Source organism: Lacticaseibacillus suihuaensis (genome assembly GCF_054785075.1).
On record NZ_BAAGBJ010000001.1, the window covers coordinates 120,661 to 136,192 of the forward strand.

The window sequence follows — 15,532 nt, forward strand, 5'->3', positions numbered from 1 at the left end:
GCGTGTATTCTAGGGGAGTTTGCGCATTTTCCGCTTGCGGCCAGACTATAAATCATAAATATTTGTCTATGAATCATAGACATAAAAGGAGTAATTCGCAATGGCGACACTTACCCGTTACGATGATCACGACACGCTGCGCCGGTTGGGGGTCGCGGTGGTTTCCGCACTGCTGACGGCCGTCGCCCTGAACTTCTTTCTCACTCCGGCGCGGGTCTTTCAGGCCGGCGCCACCGGGGTCGCCCAGCTGATTTCGATTTTCTTGCAGGCCATCGGGGTGACCCACCACGACGTCGCCGGCTGGTTCAACCTGCTTTTGAATCTGCCCTTGGCCTACCTCGGCTGGCGCAAGCTCGGGCGGGGCTTCACCGCCTTCAGCTTCTTGAACACCGTGATGATCTCGGTGCTGGCGATTCTCCTGCCGGTGCATGCCTTGTCGACCAACCCCTTGATGAACGCGATTTTCGGCGGGGTGCTGACCGGCGCAGGTGTCGGCATCGCGCTGCGGTTTGGCTTTTCCACCGGCGGTCTGGACATCTTGTCGATGTACCTAGCTAAGACCACGCGCCGCACGGTGGGGGCCTTGCTGTTCACCATCAACTTCGCGATTGTGCTGGTCGCAGGCTTTGGCGTCCAGTGGGAAAGCGCCTTGTACACAATCATCTCGATATACTGCATGACGCGGGTGGTCGACGCGATTCACACATCCAACCAGAAAATCACGGCCATGATTGTGACGGAGAAGCAAGACGCGGTGGTCGCCGCCGTTCGGGCCCGGCTGATTCGCGGCATCACGGTGATGCCCAGCCGCGGCGGGTTTTTGGGGCGGCCGAACACTACGCTGATGATTGTGATCACGCGCTACGAGCTGTACGACCTGACGCAGGCGACGCTTGAGGCCGATCACGCCGCCTTCATCGACATTTTGAACACCGTCGACGTGGTCGGGGAGTTTTTGACCTCCGAGCAGCAAGACGCCAAGCGCAAGGCCGCGCTAAAGTAGCCCGGGCCGCGGGAAACCGCGGCCTTTTGCTTGCCTGAAAACCGGCGAGGCATCTTGCTTGACGACCAATTGGTCGGGTGTTAAGCTACACTCGAATGATCAGTCACGTGCGGGGATGGCGCTGCGGCCGCAGCGCTGGCACCTCTGCCGCATAGGGGAACGATCCGGAGCGCAAGCGCCTCTAGTACCCAGCCCATGCCAAGCCGCAGTGTTGAGCCACACGGCTTTCAAACGTACGCGTTTTAGTGCAACTCCGCCGCCTTAGGAGGAGATACCAGGGTAAAGGACTTTTCCGCCCCATCGCTCGCACCAAGCTGGGACCTACTCGCAACGCGAGGTAGCTGCGGTCCCGACGAGAGCGGTGGTGAGCCACTTTGGCAAGATGAAGCCAGCAACCTAACCAAATACGCCAAGGCCACCGGGATATGTATCGCCGGTGGCTTCGGCGCGGCCGCCGCAACAATCACGTTGCGGCGGTTTTGTCTGGCCGGTGCCGGCGGAGCCGGTTGTGGTCACTGCTCGGCAAGTTTGCGGTAGTCATCCCCGGTCGAATGTGTGATAATAGAATCGTTATTAGCCTGCGTGGCGAACGAAAGGAAGACGACTATGCCTTTAGTACACATTGATCTGATTGCCGGCCGCAGCCCCGAGCAGCTGCGCCAGATGGTGGCCGACGTGACCACGGCGATTGCCAAGAACACCGGGGCCCCCAAGGAACACATCCACATTGTGCTCAACGAAATGGCGAAGGAACATTACGCAGTCGGCGGCGTGTTGAAGTCAGACGAGTAGGAGGGGCCCATGGCAGAAGACACACAGACCCCGGAGGAAGCGGCCTACTTCGCCGACATGAAGCAAAAAATCGTGGCGGCGCTTGAGTTGGTCATCGACCCCGAGCTTGGCATCGACATCATCAACCTCGGGCTGATTTACGGCGTCGACCTGGACGAGAACGGCCACTGCGACATCGAGATGACGCTGACCACGATGGGGTGTCCGTTGACGGACATCCTGGACGACAGCATCCACCACGCGCTTTTGGCCATCGACGGCATCGAGTCAGTTGACATTCACCTGGTGTGGTACCCGGCGTGGAGTCCGGAACGGATGACGCGCTACGCCAAAATGGCGCTGGGCATTCACTGATCAAGACCGCCGCTGGCGGCCTTTTTGCTGAGACCGAATGGGAGGCCCTATGGATTACTGGCAACACGTGACACAATTGGCGGCGACCTGTGAGCAGCCGGCGCTGCAGGCGCAAGTCGCTGCAATGCGCGACTGGCGCCGGGCGGTTCAGGCCCAGCGGCTGCCGCAGACCGCGCTGCCGCCGCTTGGCCTTGATCCGCTGACCTGGCTGGGGGAGCCTGAGGGCGTCGCCCGGCGGCTTCAGGCATTCGACCACTTGGCCCGCCACTTTCGCCAGTACATCGCCTATCACTTCGGCATGTGGGCGTTTGTGCAGCGCGACTTTTTTGCCAGCTGGCAGGCGGCCTTTGGCCCGCTGCGCTACCTGGAGGTTGCGGCCGGCAACGGCTACGTCTCGCGCGGGTTGCAAGAGGTTGGCAACCAGGTGATCACCACGGACCCGCTGGCTTGGGTGAGCCACAACGTGACGGGCCAAACGCCGCTGGTGCCGCTGCAGCAAGCCGGGGCCAGCGCGGCCCTGTGGCGCTACGGCGATCAGGTCGACGCGGTGGTGATGGCGTGGTCGCCGGACAACGAGTGGAGCGACGCCAGCTTCCTGTTGACGCTGCGCCGGGCGTTTCCCCAGCTGCGCCTGTTTGTGATTGGCGAGCGGCGCGGTGCGACCAACAGCACGCTGTTTTGGCAGCTCGCCCAGTTCGTGCCGGACCGCCGGCTGCTGACGGTCAACCGGGCGCTGCCGCGGTTTGACGCGATCAACGAGCGGTTGTACCTGATGCGCTAGCCCAAAGGAGAAACTATGAAGCGATTCGTGATCATTGACCTGCTGTGGATCGGCCTGATTGTGCTGGCCGGCTGGATCTGGTCTTTGCACGACCAATCCGAATACGCCGACCGGCTGGACCACTACGGCCTGTCGGAGAACGCCTTGGTGGGGCATTCGGCCAAAACCACGACCGTGACCGCGGCCGCCAAGCAGCTTGCGGCCGCCAACTTGGCCGACCTGCAGGTGCAGTTTCGCGTCAGCGCCAACCGCCGGCTGCTCTACGCCAACGGCGATTACGGCAGCCTGCCGCTTAGCTCGGGCCAGTGGTTCTCAGACGCCGACTTGCGCTCGGCACTGCCGGTGGTGGTGGTCGGCCAGGCCGTCAAGCCGCTGTACACCGGCAGCAGCCAGCAGTACCTCAAGGGTCAGGCCGGCTTCGTCCCGGTCCTTGGGGTGGTCGCGACCCGCGGAACCAGCCCGCTTAACCGCGTGATTTTTCAAAACGTCAGCGGCAAGGCGACGCCGGCGGTGCGGCTCAGTCAAACCACCATTTACGTCGACGGCAAGCACCTGGCCGCCCAACGCACCAAGCTGGGCAAGCTGCTCGGGGTGAGCTGGCACGCCTACAGCTACGACACCACCGGCAACCGCTCCTGGTGGGCCGAGGTCGGCCTGACGATTCTGCGCAGCGTTGGCCTGGTGGCCGGCGCGGTAGTGCTGGCCGCCTTGGCCGCCCGGCTGATGCACGTGGGGCTGCCGCAAGGCCTTGACGCCACCATGCGCCAGCGCTACGCTCGCAGCCTCTTCACCCGGGCGCTTGGCCACAGCGCGATTGCCGCCGCCGTTGGGGTCGCGGGGTCGTGGTGGTGGTTTTACCTGACAGACAAGACCCGGATGCTGGGTTTTGCCGTTGCGCTTTGGGCCGTTGGGGCCCTTGCGCTGTGGTTTTGGACCCGGCACAACGCAGGAAAGGACGACGCAGATGACATTGCCTGAAGGCTTTGCAGCCAAGTACACGACACTTTTGGGGGCCAGTGCCCCGGCCTTTTTGGCAACATTCACGCAGCCGGTGCAACACGGCTTCCGCGCAAACCCGTTGCGGCCCAAGGCGGCGCTTGAGGTCACCGGGCCCGCGATTCCTTGGTCTGCCTGGGGGCATTACGGCAAGGTGGCGGGCCACGGCATCGACCACGTGGCCGGGTACGTCTATAGCCAGGAGCCAAGCGCCCAGTTCGTCGGCACCACGGTCGCGCCGAACCCGGGCGAGCGGGTGCTCGACTTGTGTGCGGCCCCAGGTGGCAAAACCACGCACCTGGCCAGCTTCATGCAAAACCAAGGCGTCCTGATCGCCAACGAGATCAACTCGGGCCGTGCCAGGATCCTGGCCTCCAACGTCGAGCGCTTCGGCCTGCAAAACGCCGTGGTCACCAACAACGACCCCGCGAGCTTGGCCCAGGCGCTGCCGGGTTACTTCGACCGCATTCTGGTCGATGCCCCATGCTCCGGCGAGGGGATGTTTCGCAAGGACCCCGACGCGATGCAGTACTGGCAGCCCGATTACCCGGCGACCTGCGCGTCGCGGCAAAAGGAGATCCTGACCCAGGCCGACACCATGCTGCGGCCGGGTGGCACCCTGGTTTACTCGACATGTACCTTCGCCCCCGAAGAAGACGAGCAGATTGCGGCCTGGGCCGTCGCCACGCTGGGCTGGGTGCTTGAGCCGATTGCCAAACCCGCCGGCATCGCCGATGGCCGGCCAGAATGGGCCAACGGCAATCCCGACCTGGAAAAAACCGCTCGGCTGTGGCCGCAGCTGTTGGCCGGCGAGGGGCACTTTGTGGCGAAATTTCGCAAGCCCGAAGGCCAGTCGCGCCGCCCGGTTGGCCCGGCCCAGCCAAGTCGGCTGAGCCCAGCTGACAAGGCGAGCTGGCAGGCGTTCGAAAAGGCGAGCCTGACGACGCCTTTGGCCGATCGGCTACTTTGGCCCTGGCGCGACCAGCTCTACGCGCTGCCGCTTGACGCGCCGGACCTGTCGCGGCTGCGCGTGATTCGCCCCGGGCTTCAGCTCGGCACGTTCAAGAAGAATCGCTTCGAGGCCAGCCACAGCCTGGCCACGGCGCTTGCGCCGCAGGCCTTTCGGTCCGTGGTGCCGGTCAGTGCCGCCGAATACGCCAGCTACTGCCACGGTGAGACACTGGCGCGGCCGGGTCTGAGCGGCAAGCTGACGGTGCTTTTGACCCTGGACGACAAGGCCTTTGCCATCGGCAAGCTGGTCAACGGCACCATCAAGAACGCATTCCCCAAGGGGCTGCGCTTTTAACCGCCAAAATGGCCCTCCCCGCAATCGTCCGGGGAGGGCCATTTTGGCGTTACGGCAGCGGCAGCTGGCGCTGTCTGGCGTAGCTTTCAAGCGTGGGGCTGAGGACCACCGGCACCCGGTTCAGGGCTTGAAGGTCGCTTGCCCCAAGCATCGCCAGTAGTGCCGGCAGCTGGGCCTGCCAGTTGCGCAGCCGGGCGATGGTCGCGGCCTGGCCGTCTTGAATCAGCCAGTGGAGAATCAGGCCGCTGATGCCCACGGCGCTGGCGCCGAGGCGCAGGGCCTTGACGACGTCCAACGGGGTGCGAATCCCGCCGGTCGCAATCACCGCCATGCCACAGCCTTGGGCCTCCAGCAGCGACTCCACGGTTGTCTGGCCAAAGTCTGTGAGGTAGGCGTAATCGCGGTCAGGGCGCCTGGCGTTTTCGATGGTGACGAAGTTGGTGCCGCCACGGCCGCCGAGGTCGACGACTTGAACGCCGATTCCGGCCAGCGCAGCCAGCGACTCGCGGGTCATGCCAAAGCCGACCTCCTTGACCACCACCGGCACCGCGGCGCCTTTGACGAGGCGGTGTAGGTTCGCCAGCCAGTGAAAGTCGCGATCGCCTTCCGGCATGACCACTTCCTGGACGGTGTTCAGGTGAATCTCAATCGCATCGGCACCGATGGCGGCGACGGCCGCCTGCACCGCGGCCAAATCCGCCGTGGCCCCCAGGTTCGCCATGATGAAGGCGGTGGGGGCCTGCTCCCGCAGCACGGCGAAGGTGTCGACGAGGCCTGGTTCGCGCAGCGCCACGGACTGGGAGCCGCTGGCAATCGCCAGGTCGCAGGCCTGCGCCACGGCGGCCAGCTGGGCGTTCAGCGCCTTGGTCTGAGCGGAGCCGCCGGTCATCGCGTTGATGAAAAACGGCCAGCGCCAGTTGAACAGGGCGGGACGACACGAGACTTGTTCGACCGCGGTTTCGGGCAGCGGGTTGTGCAATAGTCGCACCTGATCGAAGCCGGCAGCGGCCGCCGGTGCGAAGTATTTTTCCGCCAAGAAGACGTGTTCGTCCTTGCGGTGTGATTGAACCGACTGGGTCATGTTAATCCTCCAAAACGGTGGCGGCCGGCCCCGGGTGGGTGGTCAAAAGCCGCCCGGCAAACTGCGGGGTTAAGGCGGCGACAACGGCCGGGACGTGGGCGGCCAGCGTCAGCACCTTGACGTTCGGGCCGGCATCCATGGTGGCGTAGGCCAAAACGCCGGCCGCTCGCAGCTGTTGCACGGTCTGCCAGGCCGCCAGGGTCTCGGGCTGAAAGTAGGTGAACGCCGGGTCGCCGGCCATGATGGCGGCATGCATCTGCATCGCGCTTTGCTCCGTCAGCTCGCCGATGCGTTCAAAGTCGCTTGCGGCCAGTGCCCGAAGCATCCGCTCGCAGGCCTGCTGATTGTGTTCAACCCAGGCGGGGTAGTAGGGGCTGGTCGCCATGGTGTTGGCCATCAGGCTGCGCGAGGCCTTGGCCTTGGCCTTAGCGGAGATGAGAACTACCACCATGGCCAGGTCCAGTTGGGGGGCAGGCAGGGCTTCGGCGAAACTTGAGGCGTCGTCGAAGCCGCGGTGCCAAATCGCCAGGCCGCCGAACAGGGAGCGGCTGGCCGACCCCGAACCGCGCCGCGCCAGCCGCGACAGCTCCCGCGGCGTCAGACGCAGCCCGGCCGCGCGGCTGGCGGCCAGGGCCAAGGCCGCGTAGGCCGAGGCCGAGCTGGCCAGCCCGGCGGCCGTCGGTACGTGGTTGACCGAGCTGACGCTGGCGAACTGGTGGCGACCGGCCAGGTCACGCACTAAGTCGAGAAAGGGGGTGACCTTGGTGGTCGGCTGGGCCGTCCCGTCTAGCGTGAAGCGGTCCTCGCCAAGCGTCGGGTCGAAGGTCACGCGGGTGTCGGTGTAAAAGTCGGCCAGCGTCAGCGAGATGCTGCTGGTGTAAGGCAGGATTAGCCGGGCGTCTTTTTTGCCCCAGTACTTGATCAAGGCGATGTTGGTGTGGGCGCGAGCCAGTGTCATGCGGGATCCTCGCTTTCGGCAAAATCGTGGCGCCAGGTCTGGGTGGCCCCGGCGGCTTGCAGGGCGGCCTCAATCCGCGCGGCGGCGGCCGGGGTAGCGGCCAGGGCAATCATGCAGCCGCCTTGGCCCGAGCCGGTCAGCTTGGCCCCCAAGGCCCCGGCGCCCTTGGCCGCTTGAATCAGGCGGTCTAAGGCGGGGGCGCTGACGCCCAGCGCGGCAAGCTCTGCTTGGGCGGTGTCAAGCGCCGCGCCGAGGCTTGGTAGGTCCGACTGGGCCAGCCCCAAGGCGACCTGGCGAACCGCGGCGCCGATGGCGGTGAGATGCGCCGAACACTGGGCCGGCTGGGCCTCACGCAGCGCCGCGACGGCGGCCACGGCGCGTTTGGTCTGGCCGAGCAACCCGGTGTCGGCAATCACCAAGCTGCCGGCGGCCGGAAAGGCGATCGGCGTCGGCGCCTGGCCCCGCACGAACCACTGCGGCACGCTGGCGCTAGTGGTCGCCGCATCCAGGCCGCTGGGGTTGCCATGGATCGCCTTTTCGGACACGGCGGCCCACTTCAGCAGCGTTGGGCGGTCCAAAGGCGTCGCAAAGGCCGCATAAAACGCCCGGATGATGGCGGTGGCAGTGGCGGCGCTGGACCCCATGCCGCGTTCGGCCGGCAGCTGGCTTTGGATGGTCAGCTCAAACCCCTGGTTGGCCGCATCAAAATGGGCCAAAAGCGCCGTGACCAGGCTCGCGATGCCGGCAAAGTCGGTGGCGATCGAGTCGCTCAAGGCCCCGGTGAAGTAGCTGGTGTGAATCAGCTGAGCGGCGTCACCGCGCGGCGTCAGCGCGGCGGTCAGGTGGATGGTCGGCACCGGCAAGGCGATGGCCGGCTGGCCGTAGACGACGGCGTGTTCGCCGATCAGAATGATTTTGGCAAAACTGGTTCCTGTTGCAGAATTCAAGCGAATCGCTCCTTGCGCCGGCGGGACCGGCAGATTAACTTCTTATAATGATACCGCAAAGGCCCGGGTTCAACTAGGCACGTATGGTAAACTTAAGGCATTGTCAAATTCGACCCAGCAAGGAGTGAGTGACGATGGGGCTTCAGTTCATTCTCGGCACGGCGGCGCAGGATCACCACCGCGCGATCATCGCGGCCATCAAGGCCACCCGGGCCAAGGACCCGGCGGCTAGCATTTTTTATTTGGTGCCCAACCACGTGAAGTTCGACGCGGAGGTGGGGCTTTTGCAGGGCCTGCGCGGTGACGAAGCGGTGACCACCTACGCGCAGTTTGCCGTGCAGACGTTCTCCATTTCGCGCCTGGCGTGGTACTTTCTCAAAAACGACCCGGTTTACCAGCAGCCCCGCCTCGATGCGGCGGCCAACACCATGCTGGTCGCCCGGCTGTTAAGCGAGCACCAAAGCGAGCTGCGCGTGTATCCCGGTGAGGCCAAGAAGCCTGGCTTCATCGCCCAGCTGGCCAAGCAACTCAGCGAGCTGACCCTCGGCCGCGTCACAGCGGCCGCCTTGGCCGACGCGGTCCAGACCCTCAGTCCGACCAGCCGCCAGGGGCGCAAGTTCGCCGACCTGGTGGTGCTGCTGGCCGCTTACGAGGCGGCCATCGGCCCGTACGTCACCACGCCGAGCCTGGTGACGGCCCTGACGCAGGCGCTTGCGCAGCGCGACTTGTCCCACACGTACTTTTTCCTCGAGCACTTCAACGACCTGTCGGCCACCGAGCGTGATCTGGTCCAAACGCTGGTGCGTTGCGCCCGGGAGGTGACCGTGGCGCTGGTTCTCGACCATGGGGTGCGGGAGGTGCCGGCACCGCCTTACCTTTTCTTGCCGGCGGCGCGGCTTTACCGCGCCTTGATCACGGCCGCGCAAGCTGCCGACCAGCCGGTGCGGCTGGACCGCCAGGCGCCGCCGCGTGAGCTTTCGCCGGCCATGACCGCAGTGGCCCAGTTTTGGGAAGACGACACCAACCTGGTGCCATTGCCCAGTCCCGCAGCGCAACCCGAGCCGGTGCCTGGGGTGACCTTGGCCGTGGCCAGCTCACCGTTCGTCGAGCTGCGAGCCGTGGCCACGCGCATCAACCAGCTGGTTCACCAGGGCAGCCGCTACCAGGACATGCTGGTGATTGCCCGGCACCTGGACCCGTACAAGGACCTGATCGCACCGGTGTTTGAAAGCCTTGACGTGCCGGTGTTCGTGGATGTCGAACACCCGATGCAAGACCACCCGCTGATGACCCTGCTCGACAGCCTGTTTGCCGTGTGGCAGCACCACTTTCAGTACCAAGACATCATGCGGCTGCTTAGAACGGAGCTGCTGTTGCCAACCGGGGTGACCGTGGCCGACTTCCGGGCGGCGCTTGACGTCTGCGACAACCACTTGCTGCGAACCGGCATCGCCGGCAAGCTGTGGCTTTCAGACACCCCGTGGCGTTACTTTCAGCGCTACGCCGACCAGGACCGCACCGATAACGACCCGGTCAAAACCGCACAGATCAACTTGATCAAGGAGCTGGTGGCCAAGCAGGTCGCACCGCTGTTCACGGCGCTTGCCGCCTGCAGCGACGGGCGAGCGGCGGCCGCCACTTTGTATGACTGGCTGATCCAAAGCGGGGTGCAGCGCCGGCTTGAGGACTGGCGCCAGGCGGCAATTGACGCCGGCGACATCAGCGCCTCGACGGCCGGCGAGCAGGCCTGGGCCACCTTTGTCGGGTTGCTGGACGATTACGTCGCGCTGCTTGGGGATGCGGCCTTTGACCGCGACCAGTTCATCGCGCTCTTGACCGCCGGTATCACCGGGGCGACGTTCACTCAGATTCCCTCGACGCTCGATCAGGTCGTGGTTTCCGAAACCGCCTTGGCCCGGCAGGCGACCTTCTCGCACGTGTTCGTCATCGGCGCCACCAGTGGCGTGATGCCGGACACACCGACGGATGCCGGGGTGCTGACGGCCGGCGACCGCGCGGTGCTTCAAGAGCGGTTGCCGGACGGCGCCTTTTTGCCGCAAACCGGGGCGGATACCACCCTAGGCGATCCGTTCGTCAACTACTTGGGTATGATGGCCGGCGCTAAGACGCTGACGGTCAGCTATCCCACTTACGCGGAGGACCAAAACCAGGCGTCGCCGTACCTCACGGCGATGCGCGCAAGGCTGGGCCTATCGCTTGACTTTTGGACCACGGTGACGCCGCAGACCGCAGTGGCCGCAGTGGCCGGCACCCCGCGGAGTTTGCTGACCGACTTCATCACGGTCGCCCGGCTGGCGCGTGACCAAAAGGTTGCCGTGGCCCCAGGCTGGCAGGCGGTGTACGCTGCGTTGCGTCAAGACCCCAAGCTCGGCGCCTTGACCGCCCGGCTGGCAGCCAGCATCGACTACCGCAACGCGGTGGGGGCACTTGACCCACAGCTGGCCCAAAAACTCTACGGCGAGCATCTGAAGTTGTCGGTGTCGCGGCTCGAGTCCTTCTACCGCAACCCGTACGAATACTTCCTGGCTTACGGGCTGAAGCTGACCAAGCGCCCTGAGTTCGAGCTCACACCGGCGGATCTGGGAACGCTGTATCACGATGTGATGGCGACCCTGGTGGCCGATTGGGCAGGGGCCGTGCCAGAGAACCTTAGCTTCGCCGAGATTGAAAAGGCGGTGGCGGCGCGGTTGCGTGAGGATGTCACGACAATGCCGCAGTACCAAATTCTGCTGAGCTCAACGGCGATGCAGGCGGTTCAGGGCCGCATCGCCCGGATGCTGGCCGGGATGATTGGCGCAGTCGCCGGTCAACTGAACCGCTCGGCGTTTCGCCCCCGGGCCACGGAGCTGAGCTTCGGGGCCCTCGACGCGCGAGCGGCCAGTCTGCCGCCCTTGGTGCTGCCGGTGACCACCGGTGGCACGATCAGCGTTCGCGGCAAAATCGACCGGCTGGATGAGGTCGCAGTTGATGGTCAGGATTACTTCCTGGTGGTCGATTACAAGTCCTCCGATCACGACTTTGACCCGCAAAAGGCCTTTTACGGCGTGTCGCTGCAGCTTTTGACCTACATCGACGCCTACCAAAGCGGCAGCAAGACGCAGGCGGCGCCGGCCGGTGGGGTATACATGATGTTCAAGCGGCCCAAGCTCGATTACCTGCCGGGGCAAGACGCCAGTGCCGCGCGGTTCAAAAAGCATCGCATGGCCGGGCTTTTGGTCTTGCCGGAGGATCAGGCTGAGGCCGTCAAGCTCGCGGTGGCGCTGGATCAAGACCTCGCGCATGGCGGCAAATCGGCCGTGGTGCCGATCGGCGTAACCGGCAAGCAGGCGATCGACGGCAGCTACAAGAAGTGGCTGACGCCGGCGGGGCTGGCCGCGTTTTTGGCCCACAACCGCCGCATGATTCAGGCGGCGGCGGCCAAGATTCTGACCGGGACCATCGACCTGGCACCGATTCAGTTCGACCAGGAAAGCACGGTGATCACCAACAGTGATTACCAGGCAATCATGCTGTTCGACCCGGCCACCGGCGTGGATTCGTACCATCACGTCGCGCGGCTGAGCATGGGCGAGGTCTTGGCGCTTCTAGCAAAGGAGGACAACGATGGGATTCACGACTGATCAACTGGCGGCCATTCGCCTGCAAGGCAGCGACCTGCTGGTGTCGGCCAGCGCCGGCTCGGGTAAAACCGCCGTGCTGGTGCGGCGCATCGTCGAAATGGTGGTGGCCGGCGCCGATGTGACCCGGATGCTGATTGTGACCTTCACCAACGCGGCGACCGCGGAGATGAAACTGAAGATTCAGCAGGCCCTGAAGGCGGAGCTGACGGCGCCAAGCGACCCGCTGACGGCGGCTCAACGCCAGCACGTGGCCAACCAAGTCGCCAAGATGAACGCCGCATCGATCATGACCCTCGACGCCTTTTCGCTGCAGGTGGTGCGGCAGTACTACTACGTAATCGACCTGGCGCCGGGCTTCCGCCAGCTGACGGATGACACCGAGGACTTGATGATTCAAAGCGCGGTGTGGGCCGATCTGCAGGAGACGCTTTACACCGGCCCGGACCAGGCGGCCTACGCCGACCTCGTGGACAACTTCACCAATTCGCCAACCGGCACTGAGCTGCAAGACATCGTGTCCAACCTGGTGACCTTCGCCATGACCACGCCCGACCCCGCGGCCTGGCTGGCCAAGCTGCCGGCTGCCTACGACGAAGCCGGTACGGACCGCGCCGTGAGCCAGTGGCTGTGGCCTGATACCGCGGCCCGGCTGGTTGCGGCGGCCGGCGAGCTCGAGGGGCTGCGCAAGCAAGTCGATCTCCCCAGCGGCGAGCTGGCCGCGTATGCCGGCAACCTGGCCGACACGCTCGATGTGCTGACTAATGCGATCGCCGAAGCACCCAGCAGTTATGCGGCGGCCCAGGCGGTGCTGGCCGGCATCAGCTGGCCCAAGTGGCCGACCGTTCGCAAGTTGACCCCGGACATGAAGGCCCTTAAAGACCAGGTCAAACGCGACCGCGATCGGATCAAAAAGGCGGTGGAGGGCCTGAGTGCAGCCTATCTCATCACCCCGGCCGACTTGGCCCAGGCGCTGCCCAAGGCCCGAGCCATGGTGCAGCTTTTGAGTACCGTGGCCAGCCGGTACATGGGCGCCTTGGCCGCGGAAAAGGCGCGGCGGCAGGTGATGGGCTTCGCCGATGTCGCACAGGCCGCCTTGCAGATTCTGACCGCCAAGGATCCGCAGACCGGTCAAACCGTGGCGGCCAGCTACCAGGCCGATTTTGATGCGGTGCTGGTCGACGAGTACCAAGACATCAACCAGCTGCAAGAGGCGCTTTTGGCGGCGGTCAGCCGTCACAACCCGGGCAACCGGTTCATGGTCGGGGATGTGAAGCAGAGCATCTACGGCTTCCGGCTGGCCGACCCCACGCTGTTTTTGACCAAGTACCGCGACTTTGAAAGCGCCTCAGCCCCGGCCACGCAGGGCGTGGGGCGGCGCATCGACTTGACCAAGAACTTTCGCTCCAGCCAAAACGTGCTGGCCTTCACCAACCTGGTGTTCAGCCAGATCATGGACCGTCAGGTGGGGGCGCTGGACTACGACAAGCCGGCGCAACTGGTTTTGGGCGATCCGGACAAGTACCGTGACTTTGCCCCAACCACCGAGTTTTTGATTCACGAGACGCAGGTGGAAACCGCCGATGACGATGACAACACCGAAGACGCGGCCGCATTGGACCGCGATCAGGCCGAGGCTCAGATGGTGGTCGCTCACATTCAGCAGATGGTCCAAGACCCAAGCTACCTGCTGTACGACTCTGAGACCCACCAAAGGCGCCGCATCCGCTACCAGGACATCACGCTTTTGACCCGGGCCAGCAAGCAAAACATCACGCTGCAAAGCGTGTTCGCCGCGGCCAACGTGCCGATTGTCATCGGCAACGCCAAGAATTACTTTAAGACCACCGAGCTGATGGTGATGCTGTCACTTTTGCGGGTGATCGATAACCCGCTGCAGGAGATTCCGCTGGTGGCCGTGCTGCGGTCGCCTTTGGTGGGACTTTCCGCCGATGCCTTGGCGCTGATTCGCCTGGCTTTGCCTCACGCAACCTTTGACGCGGCCCTGTTGGCCTTCACCAAGCAAGCAGGCGGCACGGCCTTTGCCGCGGCGACCCGGCGCAAGTGCCAGGCCTTTTTGGCCGACCTTGACGAGTACCGCGACTTTGCCCGGGAACACGCCTTGGTCGAGCTGATTTGGCACTTGTACGACCGCACCGGTTACCTGGACTTCGTCGGCGGCCTGCCCGGTGGCACCCAGCGCCAGGCCAACCTGCAGGCGTTGGCCTCTCGCGCTGCCAGCTATGAGCAAGGCGGCTTCAAGGGCCTGTTTGCCTTCATTCACTTCATCGAGCTGATGCAAAAAAAGGCCAAGGACCTGGCGACGCCGGTCACGCTGGAGCCTGATGTCGACGCGGTGCGGTTGATGACCATTCACGCCAGCAAGGGGCTGCAGTTTCCGGTGGTGTTTTTGCTCAACACCGGCAAGCGAATGAACCAGCAGGACCTTCAGCAGGCGGTGATTGCCACCAAGGACGGGCTAGGCGTCAAGTGGCTGGATCCCGCCACCCGCGAAACCTATGTGCTGCCGCAGTTTGCGGCGGCCAAGGCGGCCAAGGCCGCCGACCTTCGCGCCGAGGAGATGCGACTGCTTTACGTCGCCTTAACCCGTGCCGAGCAGCGGTTGGTGATTATCGGCTCCACGCCGGATCAGGCCAAGCTCAAGGACCGCTGGGCCAAGTACGAAAGCGATTCGGCGCTGCTGCTGCCGGCGGGGCAACGCGCGGGGGCGCATTCCTACTTGGACTGGCTGGGGATGGCGATTGCCCGCACGCAATCGGTCTCGGACCACCCGCTGCCGGCCCTGGCGCCGTTCGAGACACCGATTGACGTGCGGTTCGTCAGTCAGGTTGAGCCGCCGCTTCAAGCCCCGACCGCCGCGCCGGCCCCGGCCGCCGCGGTCGCAACGCCTGGGGACTTGACCGACTGGCTGGCCTTTACCTACCCGCACGAGCTGGCGACGCAGACCACGAGCTTTCAGACGGTGTCTGAAATCAAGCAGGCCTACGCCGATCCCACCCAGCAGGAGCTGTTGCAGGCCGCGGCGCAAACCGACGGCAATCGCTTTGTCGGCGATTTTGCCACCCCCAAGTTTCTGACCACCACCCAGGCGGCCAGCGCCACGGCCATCGGTACCGCCACCCACCTGGTGCTGCAGCTGACGGATCTGAGCCAGCCGCAAGACGCCGCTCACCTGACCGCCTTGATTGACCGGCTGATGCGGGAAGGCAGCCTGGAGGCGGCGGTGGCCGAAAAAATTGCCGTGGCGCGGCTGGTGGCGTTTTTTGCGGGCGGCTTAGGCCAGGCCATCATCGAACACCGTCAGACCTTGCACCGCGAGGCGGCATTCTCGCTGCTGCGGCCGGCCAACACGCTGTTTGCCGACATGCCAGACGAAACCGCCGACATCCTGGTCCACGGGATCATCGACGGCTACTACGCAACCGATCACGGCCTGACCCTGTTCGATTACAAAACGGACCACGTGACTGAAGACCTCACGCCGCTGATTGCGCGGTACCGCAGCCAGCTGGCCATGTACGCCGCGGCGTTGACCGCGGCCACGGGGCAGGCGGTGGTCCATCAGTACCTGGTGGCCCTGGCCACCGGGGCGGTGGTCGACCTGGCCGCGCAACCAGAGTAGAATGGAAGCAGACTTGAGAAAATTGGTGAGTGC

The 15,532-nt window shown here is 64.6% G+C and carries 11 protein-coding genes; 8 read left to right on the plus strand and 3 right to left on the minus strand.

The genetic code is table 11. From position 1 onward, the window contains the following. Positions 1–100 precede the first annotated feature (100 nt). The 6 genes from ACYVRZ_RS00570 to ACYVRZ_RS00595 all read left to right on the plus strand — a co-directional run bounded on the left by ACYVRZ_RS00570 (position 101) and on the right by ACYVRZ_RS00595 (position 5,232). Complete coding sequence (locus ACYVRZ_RS00570) at positions 101–1,003, plus strand: YitT family protein (protein WP_461223884.1); 903 nt, start codon at positions 101–103, stop codon at positions 1,001–1,003. A 582-nt stretch (positions 1,004–1,585) separates the two neighbouring features. Beyond that, positions 1,586–1,795 carry a 2-hydroxymuconate tautomerase gene (locus ACYVRZ_RS00575; protein ID WP_262314676.1) on the plus strand — a complete coding sequence of 70 codons (210 nt, stop codon included), beginning with the start codon at positions 1,586–1,588 and terminating at the stop codon, positions 1,793–1,795. Between the two features lie 9 nt (positions 1,796–1,804). Further along, positions 1,805–2,149 carry a metal-sulfur cluster assembly factor gene (locus ACYVRZ_RS00580; RefSeq protein WP_461223886.1) on the plus strand — a complete coding sequence of 115 codons (345 nt, stop codon included), beginning with the start codon at positions 1,805–1,807 and terminating at the stop codon, positions 2,147–2,149. Positions 2,150–2,198: 49 nt separating this feature from the next. Further along, positions 2,199–2,930, plus strand: a complete 732-nt coding sequence (locus tag ACYVRZ_RS00585) for an SAM-dependent methyltransferase (RefSeq protein ID WP_461223888.1) — start codon at positions 2,199–2,201, stop codon at positions 2,928–2,930. 15 nt (positions 2,931–2,945) lie between these two features. Beyond that, complete coding sequence (locus ACYVRZ_RS00590; RefSeq protein WP_461223890.1) at positions 2,946–3,908, plus strand: ABC transporter permease; 963 nt, start codon at positions 2,946–2,948, stop codon at positions 3,906–3,908. After that, complete coding sequence (locus ACYVRZ_RS00595) at positions 3,895–5,232, plus strand: RsmF rRNA methyltransferase first C-terminal domain-containing protein (protein ID WP_461223892.1); 1,338 nt, start codon at positions 3,895–3,897, stop codon at positions 5,230–5,232. Before ACYVRZ_RS00590 ends, ACYVRZ_RS00595 begins: the two co-directional genes overlap by 14 nt. Before the next feature lie 49 nt (positions 5,233–5,281). Here ACYVRZ_RS00595 and fni read toward each other — a convergent pair whose 3' ends face one another. Genes fni through mvk form a run of 3 tightly spaced genes read right to left on the minus strand, consistent with a single transcriptional unit; the run spans position 5,282 to position 8,218 of the window. Next, positions 5,282–6,313, minus strand: coding sequence for a type 2 isopentenyl-diphosphate Delta-isomerase (gene fni, locus ACYVRZ_RS00600; RefSeq protein ID WP_461223894.1), 1,032 nt, complete (start codon positions 6,311–6,313; stop codon positions 5,282–5,284). 1 nt (position 6,314) lies between these two features. Next, on the minus strand, positions 6,315–7,271 hold the full coding sequence (mvaD, locus tag ACYVRZ_RS00605) for a diphosphomevalonate decarboxylase (protein ID WP_461223896.1): 957 nt from the start codon (positions 7,269–7,271) through the stop codon (positions 6,315–6,317). Beyond that, a complete protein-coding gene (mvk, locus tag ACYVRZ_RS00610; RefSeq protein ID WP_461223898.1) occupies positions 7,268–8,218 on the minus strand; it encodes a mevalonate kinase in 951 nt (316 codons plus the stop codon). Before mvk ends, mvaD begins: the two co-directional genes overlap by 4 nt. Positions 8,219–8,352: 134 nt before the next feature. Here mvk and ACYVRZ_RS00615 point away from each other — a divergent pair, with 134 nt between their 5' ends. Beyond that, the gene (locus ACYVRZ_RS00615) at positions 8,353–11,859 is read left to right on the plus strand and encodes a PD-(D/E)XK nuclease family protein (protein ID WP_461223900.1); all 3,507 of its coding nucleotides are present in this window, start codon (positions 8,353–8,355) and stop codon (positions 11,857–11,859) included. Further along, positions 11,843–15,499 carry a helicase-exonuclease AddAB subunit AddA gene (gene addA / locus ACYVRZ_RS00620; RefSeq protein WP_461223902.1) on the plus strand — a complete coding sequence of 1,219 codons (3,657 nt, stop codon included), beginning with the start codon at positions 11,843–11,845 and terminating at the stop codon, positions 15,497–15,499. Before ACYVRZ_RS00615 ends, addA begins: the two co-directional genes overlap by 17 nt. Positions 15,500–15,532 lie beyond the last annotated feature (33 nt).

Coding starts and splice junctions, on each gene's coding strand:
- ACYVRZ_RS00570 (WP_461223884.1), top strand. CDS start 101: ATGGCGACACTTACCCGTTACGATGATCACGACACGCTGCGCCGGTTG.
- ACYVRZ_RS00580 (WP_461223886.1), top strand. CDS start 1,805: ATGGCAGAAGACACACAGACCCCGGAGGAAGCGGCCTACTTCGCCGAC.
- ACYVRZ_RS00585 (WP_461223888.1), top strand. CDS start 2,199: ATGGATTACTGGCAACACGTGACACAATTGGCGGCGACCTGTGAGCAG.
- ACYVRZ_RS00590 (WP_461223890.1), top strand. CDS start 2,946: ATGAAGCGATTCGTGATCATTGACCTGCTGTGGATCGGCCTGATTGTG.
- ACYVRZ_RS00595 (WP_461223892.1), top strand. CDS start 3,895: ATGACATTGCCTGAAGGCTTTGCAGCCAAGTACACGACACTTTTGGGG.
- fni (WP_461223894.1), bottom strand. CDS start 6,313: ATGACCCAGTCGGTTCAATCACACCGCAAGGACGAACACGTCTTCTTG.
- mvaD (WP_461223896.1), bottom strand. CDS start 7,271: ATGACACTGGCTCGCGCCCACACCAACATCGCCTTGATCAAGTACTGG.
- ACYVRZ_RS00615 (WP_461223900.1), top strand. CDS start 8,353: ATGGGGCTTCAGTTCATTCTCGGCACGGCGGCGCAGGATCACCACCGC.
- addA (WP_461223902.1), top strand. CDS start 11,843: ATGGGATTCACGACTGATCAACTGGCGGCCATTCGCCTGCAAGGCAGC.